We start from the raw sequence: 13,864 nt of genomic DNA, 5'->3' as shown, positions 1-13,864 counted from the left end.
GAGAGGGTGTCCCGCGGTAATTTTCGGTTAAACGGATGGGCCTGAAAGAAAGTCTTTTGCGTGACGGCGCTTGTCAGGAGCGAAGTCACCCTGTAACGGCCCCCGTTCCTGCCGCGCATCTTGCCGCAGGATTTTGCTAGAAGGATCTTGAAATGGGTTACCGGGTTGCCGTCGTCGGCGCGACCGGAAATGTCGGCCGCGAAATGCTCAACATCCTCGCCGAGCGCGAATTCCCCTGCGACGAAATCGCAGCGGTGGCTTCGTCGCGTTCGACCGGGACCGAGATTGAATTCGGCGAAACCGGCAAAATGCTCAAAGTAAAGAACATCGAGCATTTCGATTTCACCGGCTGGGACATCGCTCTCTTCGCCGCCGGATCCGGCCCGACCGCGATCCACGCTCCGCGTGCTGCCGCGCAGGGCTGCGTCGTGATCGACAACTCGTCGCTTTACCGCATGGAGCCGGACATTCCGCTGGTGGTGCCGGAAGTGAACCCGGACGCGATCGACGGCTACAAGGCGCGCAACATCATCGCCAACCCCAACTGCTCGACCGCGCAGATGGTGGTGGCGCTGAAGCCGCTGCACGACAAGGCGAAGATCAAGCGCGTCGTCGTCTCGACCTACCAGTCGGTTTCCGGCGCGGGCAAGGAAGGCATGGACGAGCTGTTCGAGCAGAGCCGCGCGATCTTCGTGGGCGACCAGGTCGAGGCGAAGAAGTTCACCAAGCAGATCGCCTTCAACGTGATCCCGCACATCGACGTTTTCCTGGACGATGGTTCGACCAAGGAAGAATGGAAGATGGTCGTGGAAACCAAGAAGATCCTCGATCCCAAGATCAAGGTTCAGGCCACGTGCGTGCGCGTGCCGGTCTTCGTGGGCCACTCGGAATCGCTCAACATCGAGTTCGAGGAAGAAATCTCGGCGATCGAAGCCCAGGACATCCTGCGTGAAGCGCCGGGCGTGATGCTCGTCGACAAGCGCGAGGACGGCGGATACGTCACCCCGGTGGAAGCCGTGGGCGATGGCGCCACCTACATCAGCCGCGTTCGCGAGGACTCGACCGTCGACAACGGCCTGGCGCTGTGGTGCGTCTCCGACAACTTGCGCAAGGGCGCCGCCCTCAACGCGGTGCAGATCGCCGAACTGCTGGGCCGCCGTCACCTCAAGAAGGGCTGACGCGGCGGGCTTCGGCCCGAATCGATAAAAAAAGGGCCTGTGGAGCATTCGCTTCGCAGGCCCTTTTTCTATTGGCAGCTCAAGTATTCTGCCTTCCCCGGGGGCGACGGATCAGCCCTCGGTCTCGTCCGATCTTGCCGCGCCGGCCTTCATCTCGGCATAGGCGGCGTCGCGCGCTTCGCCTTCCAGCGTGAGGAGATAGCCCGAGGCTTCCTTGTAAGTGAGGAACGGCAGGCCGTCGGCAACGATCGGCTCGGTGCGGCTGTTGTAGATTCGTTTCAGCAGGCGTCGCTGCGGCCTGCTCAGCGGCGGGTTTTCGCCTGCCGGTTGCGCGTCGGTGGTTTCCATGCAGCGCTCTATCATGCCCCGGTTTGCAACGGCAATGGCGCGGGCGTGTTCGACAGGTTAGTCTGGCGCCCATGACCCGAACCCTGACCGGCGGCTGCCAGTGCGGCCGCATTCGCTACGAGGCCCAGGTCGAGAACGACGAGGCCTATCTTTGCCACTGCCGCTATTGCCAGAAGGCGACGGGCGGCTTTGCGGCGGCGTTCGTGCAAGTGGCGAAGGCCGGTGTCGCCTGGGCGCATGAACCGGACTGGTACCAAAGCTCGGCCATCGCTCGCCGGCCGTTCTGTTCGCACTGCGGAACGCCGCTCGGCTTCGACTTCATCGAAAGCAGCGGCAATATGGACCTGACACTCGGCAGCTTCGACGATCCCGGTTTCTTCCGCCCGACCACGCATTCCGGCTGCGAAAGCTTGCATCCTGCGTGGCTCGATACCAAGGACTTGCCGAGACATTACAGCGCGGAGACCGAAAGCGTCGCCTCGCGCTGGAAGGCGGCAGGACTGGAGGTTCCCTAAGTGAGCGATCTGCGCAAGGAAGTCATCGAAGGTTACGCAGGCACCGATCTGGCCGTGCATGTCATGGGCGACACCGGCGCGCGGCCGTTGCTGCTGCTCCACGGCCTGTTTTCCAGCGCCGACGTGAACTGGATCAAGTACGGCAACGCGAAGATCCTTGCCGATGCCGGGTTCGAGGTCTTCATGCCCGACCTTCGCGCTCACGGCCAGAGCGGCGCGCCGCACGACCCGGCGGCCTATCCCGCCGACGTGCTGGTTGAGGACCTGAAGCTGGTGATCGCGGCGCTCGGCCTTGCCGACTACGACCTCGGCGGTTTCTCGCTCGGCGCTCGGACGGCGGTGCGCGGCGTCCTGGCGGGGCTAGCGCCGCGCAAGCTGATCCTGGGCGGCATGGGCCTCACCGGCCTGTCCGGCTGGGCACGGCGCAGCGCGCACTTCGTGGATGCCATCGACCGTTTCGGCACCATCGAGCGCGGCGACAAGGCTTTCGTCGCGCAGGCCTTCATGAAGTCGATGAAGATCGACCGCGTCGCCGCGCGGCTGTTGCTGGGTTCGGTCGACGATACGGGGGCGGATGCGATCGCGCGGATCACCATGCCCACGCTCTGCGTCTGCGGCGGCGAGGACCACGACAACGGTTCGGCGACGGAACTGGCCGAGGCGCTGCCGCAAGGCGAGTATGTCGAGACGCCGGGCAATCACATGTCCTCGGTGACGTTCAAGGATATGGGGCGGGCTATGGCGGCGTTTCTGCTCGATTGAACCTCGTCATTGCGAGGAGGCGAAACCGACGTGGCAATCCAGAGCGGCGCGGGACTGCCCTGGATTGCTTCGCTACGCTCGCAATGACGAAGTGAGGGAAGGGGGAAGGGGTACAGGCATGTAGGAGGGAACGCACGCATCGGTGTCTCCCCTGCTTATTCTCCTCCCTTTCTGCCTCAACGGTTGATCTGACGCAGCGGGCGACTAGTCTCCCGCGCCATCAGAGAGAAAAATGAGGCAAACCCCATGAAATTCGCATCCACTGCGCTTGCCGCGCTCGCGGCCGGGCTTTCGTTCGGCATTGCCGCGCCGGCCTTCGCCGAAGACGCACCGGCCTATCCGCAGACCGCGCAAGGCGCCGCGCAGTTCATCGCGGCGGCCGAGAAGGACCTGTTCGATTTCTCGGTCGACAATGCCCGCGTCAACTGGGTGAACTACACGTATCTCACTGACGACACCGATGCCCTGGCGGCGCAGTCCAACGGGCTGCTGACCGAGAAGCAGGTCGCCTATGCCGTGGAAGCCGCGAAGTTTTCCAAGCTGCCCGGCCTCGACGCCGACGTCTCGCGCAAGCTGGGCATCCTGCGCCAGGGCATCGTCCTGCCGGCGCCGACCACGCCGGGCGCGGCGGCGCAGTTGAGCGAGATCAGCACGCGGCTTGCCTCCACTTACGGCAAGGGCCGCGGCACGCTGGACGGCAAGGAGATCAACGGCTCGGATATCGAGGCGGAGATGGGCAACCTCACGCACACGCCTGCCGAGTTCGCCGAGATGTGGACGACCTGGCACGACAATGTCGGCAAGCCGATGAAGGGCGACTACGTCAAGATGGTCGGCATCGCCAACCAGGGCGCCAAGGAACTCGGCTATGCCGACGTCGGTGCCATGTGGCGTTCGGGCTACGACATGAGCCCCGAGCAGTTCTCCGCCGAAACGCAGCGCCTGTGGGAAGAAGTGAAGCCGCTCTATCTCGCGCTGCATACGTACGTCCGCCATAAGCTGAACGAGAAGTACGGCGATGCCGTGCAGCCCAAGACCGGACCGATCCGCGCCGACCTGCTGGGCAACATGTGGGCGCAGGAGTGGGGTACGATCTATCCGCTGGTCGCGCCGAAGGGTGCCGGCGATCTCGGCTACGACATCGGCGATCTGCTGAAGGCGCAGGGGCGCACGCCGATCGACATGGTCAAGGCGGGTGAGGGCTTCTACTCGTCGCTCGGCTTTGCGGCGCTGCCCGAGACCTTCTGGAAGCGCTCGATGATCGTGAAGCCCGCCGACCGCGAGGTGATCTGCCACGCCTCGGCCTGGGACGTGGACAACAAGGACGACGTGCGCATCAAGATGTGCACCAAGGTGGATTCGACCGACTTCGTGACGATCCATCACGAGCTCGGCCACAACTATTACCAGCGCGCCTACAACAAGCAGCCGTTCCTCTACCTCAACGGCGCCAACGACGGCTTCCACGAGGCCATCGGTGATTTCATCGCGCTGTCGATCACGCCGCAGTACCTCGTGCAGATCGGCCTGCTCGACAAGGCCAAGGTGCCCAGCGCCGACAAGGACATCGGCCTCCTGCTGCGCCAGGCGATGGACAAAGTGGCGTTCCTGCCCTTCGGCCTGCTGATCGACCGTTATCGCTGGGGCATCTTCGACGGTTCGATCCAGCCCGCCGACTACAACAAGGCCTGGACCAAGATGCGGCTGGACTACCAGGGCGTTACCCCGCCCGCCGCACGCAGCGACGACGGTTTCGATGCCGGCGCGAAGTTCCATGTTCCCGGCAACACGCCTTACACGCGCTACTTCCTCGCCCGCATCCTGCAGTTCCAGTTCTACCAGGCGGCGTGCAAGCAGGCCGGCTGGAAAGGGCCGCTGCACCGTTGCAGCTTCTACGGCGACAAGAAGGTCGGCGCGAACCTGAACAAGATGCTGGAAATGGGCATGTCGAAGCCCTGGCCGGAAGCGCTCAAGGCTTTCACCGGCACCCCGCAGATGAGTGCCAAGCCGATGCTCGACTACTTCGCGCCGCTGAAGAAGTGGCTCGACGAGCAGAACAAGGGCGAGAAGCAGGGCTGGTGACGCCTGCGCCCGCGCGATCGAGGGCGGCGCGAGGTGGCCCTGGATTGCCGCGGGCCTTCGGCCCTCGCAATGACGAGGTTGGGGAAGATACTTTGAATTGAAAAAGGGGAGCCGGTTTGCACCGGCTCCCCTTTTTGTTTGCGCGGCAAGGGGTGATCGCCCCCTGTCCGTCCTTGGACGCTTAGAAGTCCACCGTGATGCCGGTGAAGAACGTGCGGCCGTAGACGTCATACGTCGTCGGGTAAGTGTTGGCCTGTTCCTGGTTGTCGCCGAGGATCGGCGGCTTCCTATTGAACATGTTGATCATGCCGATATTCCAGGTGAAGCGCTTGGCCACGTCGATCTGCGCGGTGAGATCGAAGTAGTCGTAGGCCTTGATCCGCTCGACGCTGTAAGTGGTCGAGCCGTCGTCGTCCTTGACCGGCGAGAGGTGACGCCAGGCGAGCGAGAGCGTCTTGCCCTCGGTCGACCAGGTCGCGCGGCCGTTGAGGCGCCACTTGGCGTAGACGTTGCCGCAGAGCAGGCCGAACTTGCCGGCGCATTCCACGGTGAGGTCCGACAGGGCCGCGATCGGCTTGAACGTGAAGTTCATCAGGCGCGTGCCGCTGAAGCGCAGGGTCAGCTTGCTGGAATCGTGCACGCCGAATGCCAGCGGAACCGCGTACTGCATGTCGAAGTCGATGCCGTCGGTCTTCACGCCGCCCGAGTTGGACAGGTTGTCGGCTGCGCCGGTGATCGTGTAGCTGTTGGCGTCACGCGGCAGCATCGAGCAATAGCTGGTGTCGTAAGGCGTCCAGCCGTTCGCGGCGGTGCCGTAGCAGGCCGAGATGATGTTCGAGGTGCCGGCGGCGGTGATGTAGTTGTCGATCTTGATGTGGTAGTAATCGACGGTCAGCGACAGGCCCGGGATGAAGCGGGGCTGGATCATCGTGCCGAAGGTCCAGGTGTTCGCCGTTTCTTCACGCAGCGAGGTGTTGCCGCCGTTGTAGCTGTCGATCTGCGAATCGCCGCCGTTGTATTCGGTGCCGATCAGGTTCGCCGGAATGCCTGCCGAAACGCAGCTGGCGTTGAGGTTGGCATTCGAGAGCGCTGCCGTCGTCGCGCAGGGGTCGGTGGCCTGCTCGAAGTTCTGGGCGTTGCCGCTGTAGAGGTCGTTGACCGTGGGTGCCCGCACCGCGCGCGAGAACTGGCCGCGCAGGCTGACGTCCTTGATCGGCGCCCAGACGAGGCCGCCAGAGAACGTGCCGACCGACTTGGCCGCCGTCGAATAGTACGAATAGCGTGCGGCGCCGTTGAATTCGAGGCGGTCGATGAAGGGCTTGTCGGCGATCAGGGGCACGTTGAACTCGGCGAAGAGTTCCTTGACGTTGTAGCCGCCCGAAATCGGTTCCGAACCGTTGAAGCCGATCACGTCACCCGAAGCGAGGGCTTCGTCGGGATCGAAGCTGCCGTGCTCGCTGCGATACTCGCCGCCGATCGCCAGGCCGGCCGGACCGGCGCCGAGATCGAACAGGTTGTTGTTGGTGATCGCGCCGCTGACGACCTTCTCGGTGATGGTCGAGCGATTCACCGTGTCGATCGAGATGAAGTCGGCCGCTTCCTGGCTGATGTTGCCGGCGCCGAAGATGTTCAGCGGGACGCAGCCATTGCTGGTGTCCGAGCAGACGAGATTGCCGTCGGCATCGTACGTGGTGCGCAGGGCCTGCTGGACGCGGCTGGCCGAGACGTTGCCATACTGGTGCTCGACCTGCTTCGTGCGCGAATAGCTGAAGTAGGCGTCGTAGCTCCAGTCGCCCGAAATCTCGCCGCGCGCGCCGATCAGGCCGCGATAGGCCTTGCTGTCGAGGTTGGAGATGCGGTTGCCCACTTCGGACAGGCGGCGATAGACCGATGCCGAGGTGTAGCCGTCGCCGTCGGTGTCGTAGCTGCCCAGCAGCGATTGGGCATCGGCCGACAGGAACGAGGAATCGGTGTCGAGCGAGAACGTGCCGGTCAGCGGGGTCGGCGCGAGCTGGTTCTTCACGCGGTTGTGGATGTACTGGCCTTCGCCGTAGATCGTCAGGTGATCGCTGACGTCGAAGTGCGCCTGGGCCGAGAAGAGCGCGCGCTTCTGCGGGACCTGGAGGTAGTTCTCCGAGGCGTAGTTATAGGCATCGGCCGAAGTGTAGGCAGAGGTGCTGCCGTCCTGGCCGAACTTGTAGTTGCTGCCGTCAAGCGCGATACGGCCGGCCGGGATCGAGCTGGAACCGCCGCCGGTCAGGCCGCCTTCGCCGTCATCGGTCTGCGCGATCGAGGTGTAGCTGCGGGCGGACTGCAGGATCGACTTGCGGCGCATGTAGTCGCCGTAGATCGTGATGTTGCCGCGGCCTTCGGCGAAGTTCTTGCCGACGAGAAGCCCGCCATTGTACTGGGCGCCGTCGCCATCGCCGGTCAGGCGGTAGTTGGCGTTGGCCTGCACGCCTTCGAAATCCTGCTTGGTGATGAAGTTCACCACGCCGGTCACGGCGTCGGAGCCATAGACCGCGGACTTGCCGCCGGTCACCACGTCCACGCGCTCGATCAGCGCGGTCGGAATCGTGTTGAGGTCGACGATCTGGTTGGTGTCATAGGACACGTAGCGATGGCCGTTGACGAGCACCAGCGTGCGGGCGGCGCCCAGGCCGCGCAAGTCGGCCGTGGCGACGCCGCCGCCCGGATTGTTCGACGCGGCGGTCGCGCCCGGCAGGATCTGCGGCAGGTCCTTGAGGATGTTCTCGACGTTGACCTGGCCGGTCAGCGCGATTTCCTTGGCGGAAACGGCCATGATCGGCGCGGCCTGTTCCAGGTTCGGATTGGACAGGCGCGAGCCGGTGACGACGATGGCGCCGCCTTCGGGCTCGGCATCGGCGGAGGCTTGGGCATGCGCCACGGCGGGCAAGCCCATCAGCAGGGTGGACGCCAGCAGCAGGCGCTTCATCTCGGATGTCATTCGGTACTCCCTTTGCAGTTTCCGGCGCGGGATTTGCCGCAGGCCGGAACCAGATCAGGGGGTGTGCTCCCAAGATGAACTATCTGTCATCATGTAATAATAGTTCAATTATATTGTTGGATCGCCGAGTTGTAGATGGGCAACTATTATTTCAAACGCTGATACATCTATGTAAAAATAGCGTGAAATATTGAAACAAACGCGTCACATGGAATAACTTGTTGATGGCTCTTGTTTGAATAATATTATTATCATGCGCTAAAGTTTGGCATCACAAGATTGCTGAATTCGTTGGCCGATGCAATGGATCATTCTGACCGTTCGCCGGGAAATTCTGAAACAAAACGGGCGCCGCTCCTTTCGGAACGGCGCCCGCCGGATGTCTCGCTGCGCCGCGGCTTAGCGGAACGGCGGCTCGTTGAAGGCGCGCAGCTTGCGGGAATGGAGTTTCTCACCCTCGGCGCGAAGCAGGTCGCAGGCGTGGAGACCGATCTTGAGGTGGCTGGCGATGGCCTCCTCGTAGAAGCGGTTGGCCTGGCCCGGTAGCTTGAGTTCGCCGTGAATCGGCTTGTCGGACACGCAGAGCAGGGTGCCGTAGGGCACGCGGAAGCGATAGCCCTGGGCGCTGATCGTCGCGCTTTCCATGTCGATGCCGATGGCGCGGCTGAGGCTGAAGCGATGGGCGGATTCGGTATAGCGCAGTTCCCAGTTGCGATCGTCGGTAGTGACGACGGTGCCGGTGCGCATCCGCTTCTTGAGATTGGCGCCGCCTTCGCCGCTGACGGCCTCGGCAGCCGAGGCCAGTGCCTGCTGCACTTCGGCGATCGCGGGAAGCGGGATTTCCGGCGGGAGCACCGGATCGAGCACATGGTCGTCGCGCAGATAGGCATGGGCGAGCACGTAGTCGCCGATGCGCTGCCCTTCGCGCAGGCCGCCGCAGTGGCCGATCATCAGCCAGACTTCGGGGCGGATCACCGCGAGGTGATCGGTGATGGTCTTGGCGTTCGAGGGGCCGACGCCGATGTTGACGAGCGTGATGCCCGACTTGTCCGGCCGGATCAGGTGGTAGGCCGGCATCTGGTGGCGGCGCCAGGCCGTATCGGACAGACGCTCGCGCGCATTGTCCACCGGCGTGTCGAGGTAGAGGCCGCCGGCGCCCGACAGCGCGGTGTAGCCGTCCGAACCGATCTGCTTGCCGGCCCAGTCCACGAACTCGTCCACGTAGCGGTGGTAGTTGGTGAAGAGGATATAGCGCTGGCAATGCTCGACGCTGGTGCCGGTGTAGTGCTGCAGGCGCGCCAGGCTGAAGTCGGTGCGCAGGCCATCGAAGAGGGCCAGCGGCAGCGGCTCGTCGGAGCCCTGGCGGAAGACGCCGTCGGCGATTTCGTCACCGATCATGGCCAGTTCGGTGGTCGGGAAATGCGCGGCCAGTTCCTGCGGGGTGACGCTGCCCATGCCGACGCCGTCGAGGACGTAGGGGAAGGGGATTTCCTGCGTCGAGCGGCCGACCTCGATCTCCACCTCGTAATCCTCGTGGAGCAGCGCGAGCTGTTCCGTCAGGTAGTCCGCGAAAAGACGCGGCTTGGTGATCGTGGTGACGTAGACCCCGCTTTCGTTCAGGCGGCCGAAGGATCGGCTGTAGAACGTGCCGCGCTCGATGCCGGCATAAGTGATGCGCAACTCGGGATAAGACCAGGCGCGCGTCTCGCGGCGGTCGAGCGGGGGCGGGGTGCCGTTTTCGATGAAGGCGGAAATGTCTGCGCGCAGGGTGTTGACGGCAGTTTCGTATACGCGGACCAGTTCCGCGAGGGTGTTTTCTATCGTTTCCATCGCCCACTCTTACGCGATTCGTATTGCAGTGCAATAGTCGCGGGCGAGGATGGCTGAACCCTGCGGTCGCCAGGCGCGGTGGCTACAGCGGCCGCATCAGATAAGTCACGGTCTTGCCGTTCTCCAGCAGCGCCTCGCCAACGGGTTCGAAGCCGAGGGCGCAATGGAAGGCTTCGCTGGCGGGATTGGGCGGATCGGAATTGACCTCGCAGACCGCCCGGTCGTGACCGGCCGCGCGGGCCTCATCGAACAAATGGGCATAGAGCTTGCGGGCAAGGCCGCGTCCCCGCGCCTGGGGAGCGGTGACGACGCGGTCGATATAGACGAAACGCGGATACTTCGCGCGGAACCACTGGAAGTTGGCGCTATCGTAATCGGCGTCCTGATCGAAAGCGATCAGGGCTGCGTCGAGTCGCCCGATCCGCGCCGCCACGAAAGCGCGCTCCACCAGCATGTCCATGCGGGCCTTGTCGGCGAGCGAGAGTTCCACGGCATGGCTGTTGTTGAGCGCCAGCAGTGCGGCGCGCAGGTCTTCGTCGGCCGCGTAGTCGTGCCGAAGCTCGACCGGGATGTCGGTGATCATGGTCTGTTTCCTGCAAAAAGAGAAAGGCCCCCGCTCCGGTTGGAGCGAGGGCCCTGAATCTCTTCGGTCGTTACCGCGAAAAGGAAGCTCAGGCTTCTTCTTCGGTCTCGGCAACTTCCTCTTCGACCGCGATTTCGCCGGGTTCGGCGTTCGGGTCGTAGGCTTCGGTGAAGCCGGAGACGTCCTGTTCGAACATCGCGGCCATCACGTCCACGCCCTGCGACTGCAGGTCGGCTTCGTCGGGCGAACGGGCAACGTTCACCTTGACGTTCACCGAGACTTCGGGGTGCAGGTTAACGCGAACGTCGAACACGCCGATGGTCTTGATCGGGCGTTCGAGCACGATCATCTGCTTGCTGACTTCGGCGCCCTGCTCGTTGAGAGCGTCGACGATGTCACGCACCGAGACCGAACCGTAGAGCTGGCCCGAGTTCGACGAAGCGCGGATCAGGACGACCTGCTTGCCTTCGACGTTACCCGAGTGCGCTTCGGCCGAGGTACGGCGTTCGGCGTTTTCGGATTCGATCTTCGCGCGGTTGGCTTCGAAGACCTTCTTGTTCTTCTCGTTGGCGCGCAGGGCCTTCTTGTTGGGAAGAAGGTAGTTGCGGGCGTAACCGTCCTTGACGGAAACGACATCGCCGATGGCGCCGAGCTTTTCGACGCGTTCGAGGAGGATGATGTCCATGGGGCTAGCCCTCCTTACTTGACGATGTAGGGCAGCAGGCCGATGTGCCGGGCGCGCTTGATCGCCTGGCTCAGCTCACGCTGCTTCTTTGCGGAAACCGCGGTGATGCGGCTGGGAACGATCTTGCCACGCTCGGACATGAAGCCCTGAAGCAGACGCACGTCCTTGTAGTCGATGGCCGGAGCGTTCTTGCCCGAGAACGGGCAGGACTTGCGGCGGCGGAAGAATGCACGTGCCATGGAAATCAGTTCCCTTCACGTTCACGACGGCGAGTACGCTCGCGGTCGCTCTTGCGCATCATGACCGACGGACCGGCTTCGTGTTCGTCGACACGAATGGTCACGTAACGAATGACGTCTTCGTTGATCTGCGTCTGGCGCTCGAGCTCGGCGACGACGTCGCCCGAAGCTTCGATGTTCAGCATCACGAAGTGCGCCTTGCGGTTGCGCTTGATCTTGTAGGCGAGATTCTTGAGGCCCCAGGTCTCGGTCTTGGTGACCTTGCCCTGGTTCGACTCGACGATCTCGGTAGCGGTGGTGGCAAGCGCGTCGACTTGCGCCTGGCTGAGGTCCTGGCGTGCCAGGAACACGTGCTCATATAGAGCCACGGCAGCTTCCTTTTCTCTAGTCTAACCGATCGCTGGCTTGTCCGCGGGATTGCGGGGCCCCTCCGGCTTTCTTCCCTCCCGTCCGGCATGTCGCACGAGACGGAAGGCGGCCCCTTAGCGGATCTGGCGCGGAACGCAAGACAAAGCTGCATTCCCGGCGGCCGGGAAACGTTCCTAACCGCAATCCAGCCTCGGGCGCAATCGGGGCGGCAGGCGATCCCCCGCGCATGGCAAGACGGCGGACCTTGCGGCCCGCCGTCTGCTTGCGACCCTTCCCGGGCTAGTCTTGCGTCAGCGCAGCAGGCTCATGACGTTCTGCTGGGCCTGGTTGGCCTGGGCCAGCATCGCGGTCGAGGCTTGGCTGAGGATCTGCGCCTTGGCCATCTGCGTGGTCTCGGTGGAATAGTCGGCATCCTCGATCCGCGACTTGGCATCGGACAAGTTGGTGACGTTGTTGGTCAGGTTGTTGATCGCCGATTCGAGGCGGTTCTGACCGGCGCCGAGCGAGGCGCGGTTGGCATTGACGTCCGCCAGGGCGTCGTCGACGTTGTCGAGCGTGGCGGAGGCAGCGGTGCTGGTCGAGACGTCGAGCGCCGAGGCGGTGAGGTTGGCGCCGTCGATCACCTTGGAGGTCAGCGTAACGGTTTCACCCGAGTTCGCGCCGGTCTGGATGTCGAAGGTGACGTCGCTGCCGGTCGTGGCGAAGAGGTTGTTGCCGTTGAACTTGGTCTGCGAAAGGACGTCGCCGATCTGGTCGGTGAGCGCCGTGACTTCCTGCTGCATCGCGTCGCGGTCGCTGTCCTGATAGGTGCTGGAAGCCGACTGGATCGCCAGTTCGCGCACCCGCTGCAGCATGTTCGACACTTCGGAAAGCGCGCCGTCGGCGGTCTGGGCGAGCGAGATGCCGTCGTTGGCATTGCGGATGCCCTGGCTCATGCCGCGAACCTGCGCGGTCATCGAGGTGGAGATGGCGAGGCCGGCGGCGTCGTCCTTCGCGGAGTTGATGCGCTTGCCGGTGGAGAGGCGCTCCATGGCGGTGCCCAGCATCTTGTTGGCGGAGTTGGAAGCGTTTGCGGCGCGCAGGGCGCTGATATTGGTATTGATGACGGACATCGTAAATCCCCGGATTGTCAGGCGGTTGGCAGGTGGCGGAAGCTCTCTTCCGTTCGAAGCTGAGAACGGATGCCGGCTTGCGGAGTTAAGGGCAGGGCGGGGATTTCGTGAGCGTTGGGGGCGCAAGTCGCTTGGGACTCACGACTTTGTCCGCTTTCGCTTGATCGCGGGTGGTTTCCCCCGCATGGCTGCTGCCACCATTCAACAGGGGATATTCTTCAAGATGGCTTCCGGCCTCGTTGCTCTTCTCGATGACGTTGCGGTGATCGCCCGCGCCGCCGCAGCCTCGCTCGACGACGTGGGACTGGGCGTCGCCAAGGCCGGGAGCAAGGCGGCGGGCGTCGTGATCGACGATGCCGCGGTGACGCCGGGCTATGTCACCGACTTCACGCCCGAGCGCGAATTGCCGATCATCTGGAAGATCACCAAGGGCAGCTTGCGCAACAAGCTGTTCATCCTGCTGCCGATCGCGCTGGTGCTGAGCGCGTTCATGCCCTGGCTGATCACGCCGATCCTGATGCTGGGCGGTAGCTATCTGGCGTTCGAAGGCGCCGAGAAGGTCATCGAAAAGTTCGGCGGCGCCCATCACGGAGAGACGCTGGAAGCCCCCGTCACCGACGTGGCCGCTTTCGAGCAGGCGCGGGTTTCGGGCGCGATCCGCACCGACCTGATCCTCTCGGCGGAGATCATGGCGATCGCCCTTTCGGAAGTGGCCGACAGTTCGCTTCTCACCCGCGCGGTGGCGCTGGCGCTGGTGGGCATTCTCATCACCGCGGGCGTTTACGGCGCTGTCGCGCTGATCGTGAAGATGGACGACATCGGCCTGCATCTCGCCAAGAAGCAGGGCAAGGGCACGCAGGCTTTCGGGCGCATGCTGGTGAACGGCATGCCGAAAGTGCTGACGGTGCTGGCCTCGGTCGGCACACTGGCGATGCTCTGGGTCGGCGGCGGGATCATCCTGCACGGGCTGGAAGAGCTGGGCGTTCCCGCTCCCGCGCATGTGGCGCACCAGTTCCAGCACTGGCTGGCCGTGCTGGGCGGCCCGGTCGGCGGCGCGCTCGGCTGGCTGGGCTATGCCGCGGCGTCGGCCGTGGTGGGCCTGGCGCTGGGCGCGGTGATCGCGGCGATCGTGCACTTCATCGCCAAGGCGCGCGGCGGGGCGCATTGATCCAGAATAGCCGTCGTCCCGGATC

General features: G+C 63.8%; 13 protein-coding genes. 5 read left to right on the top strand and 8 right to left on the bottom strand.

Translation table 11 applies throughout. The features are described from left to right. The first annotated feature begins 152 nt into the window (after positions 1-152). Positions 153-1,178: an aspartate-semialdehyde dehydrogenase gene (locus ACZ1J6_RS12780; RefSeq protein ID WP_134093080.1), complete on the top strand. Its 1,026-nt coding sequence runs from the start codon at positions 153-155 to the stop codon at positions 1,176-1,178. A gap of 111 nt (positions 1,179-1,289) precedes the next feature. Here the strand turns inward: ACZ1J6_RS12780 and ACZ1J6_RS12775 are convergent, their stop codons facing one another. Next, on the bottom strand, positions 1,290-1,526 hold the full coding sequence (locus tag ACZ1J6_RS12775) for a hypothetical protein (protein ID WP_431566863.1): 237 nt from the start codon (positions 1,524-1,526) through the stop codon (positions 1,290-1,292). 71 nt (positions 1,527-1,597) lie between these two features. On the opposite strand from ACZ1J6_RS12775, the gene ACZ1J6_RS12770 reads away from it, so the two are divergent. From ACZ1J6_RS12770 to ACZ1J6_RS12760, 3 genes are all read left to right on the top strand, one after another. Then, on the top strand, positions 1,598-2,041 hold the full coding sequence (locus ACZ1J6_RS12770; RefSeq protein WP_431566862.1) for a GFA family protein: 444 nt from the start codon (positions 1,598-1,600) through the stop codon (positions 2,039-2,041). After that, positions 2,042-2,803 (top strand): alpha/beta fold hydrolase, encoded by a 762-nt coding sequence (locus ACZ1J6_RS12765; RefSeq protein WP_465128111.1) that lies wholly within the window; start codon positions 2,042-2,044, stop codon positions 2,801-2,803. 246 nt (positions 2,804-3,049) lie between these two features. Further along, on the top strand, positions 3,050-4,885 hold the full coding sequence (locus ACZ1J6_RS12760; RefSeq protein WP_431566860.1) for a M2 family metallopeptidase: 1,836 nt from the start codon (positions 3,050-3,052) through the stop codon (positions 4,883-4,885). Between the two features lie 181 nt (positions 4,886-5,066). On the opposite strand, the gene ACZ1J6_RS12755 is transcribed toward ACZ1J6_RS12760, so the two are convergent. The 7 genes from ACZ1J6_RS12755 to ACZ1J6_RS12725 form a co-directional block, all read right to left on the bottom strand. Beyond that, positions 5,067-7,853 (bottom strand): TonB-dependent receptor, encoded by a 2,787-nt coding sequence (locus ACZ1J6_RS12755; protein ID WP_465128110.1) that lies wholly within the window; start codon positions 7,851-7,853, stop codon positions 5,067-5,069. Positions 7,854-8,252: 399 nt separating this feature from the next. Then, the gene (locus ACZ1J6_RS12750; protein ID WP_431566858.1) at positions 8,253-9,683 is read right to left on the bottom strand and encodes an AMP nucleosidase; all 1,431 of its coding nucleotides are present in this window, start codon (positions 9,681-9,683) and stop codon (positions 8,253-8,255) included. A gap of 82 nt (positions 9,684-9,765) precedes the next feature. Next, positions 9,766-10,266, bottom strand: a complete 501-nt coding sequence (locus ACZ1J6_RS12745; RefSeq protein WP_431566857.1) for a GNAT family N-acetyltransferase — start codon at positions 10,264-10,266, stop codon at positions 9,766-9,768. Positions 10,267-10,354: 88 nt separating this feature from the next. Continuing rightward, positions 10,355-10,951 carry a 50S ribosomal protein L9 gene (gene rplI / locus ACZ1J6_RS12740; RefSeq protein ID WP_132263229.1) on the bottom strand — a complete coding sequence of 199 codons (597 nt, stop codon included), beginning with the start codon at positions 10,949-10,951 and terminating at the stop codon, positions 10,355-10,357. 14 nt (positions 10,952-10,965) lie between these two features. After that, positions 10,966-11,190, bottom strand: a complete 225-nt coding sequence (gene rpsR, locus ACZ1J6_RS12735) for a 30S ribosomal protein S18 (protein WP_021232952.1) — start codon at positions 11,188-11,190, stop codon at positions 10,966-10,968. Between the two features lie 5 nt (positions 11,191-11,195). After that, complete coding sequence (gene rpsF, locus ACZ1J6_RS12730) at positions 11,196-11,558, bottom strand: 30S ribosomal protein S6 (RefSeq protein WP_132263227.1); 363 nt, start codon at positions 11,556-11,558, stop codon at positions 11,196-11,198. A 291-nt stretch (positions 11,559-11,849) separates the two neighbouring features. Then, complete coding sequence (locus ACZ1J6_RS12725; protein WP_132263226.1) at positions 11,850-12,671, bottom strand: flagellin N-terminal helical domain-containing protein; 822 nt, start codon at positions 12,669-12,671, stop codon at positions 11,850-11,852. A 223-nt stretch (positions 12,672-12,894) separates the two neighbouring features. Here ACZ1J6_RS12725 and ACZ1J6_RS12720 point away from each other — a divergent pair, with 223 nt between their 5' ends. Continuing rightward, positions 12,895-13,839, top strand: a complete 945-nt coding sequence (locus tag ACZ1J6_RS12720; protein ID WP_431566856.1) for a DUF808 domain-containing protein — start codon at positions 12,895-12,897, stop codon at positions 13,837-13,839. Positions 13,840-13,864: the final 25 nt, after the last annotated feature.

The sequence above is a fragment of the Novosphingobium sp. BL-S-21 genome (genome assembly GCF_055521655.1).
This window is presented reverse-complemented; position numbering and strand designations above follow the sequence as displayed.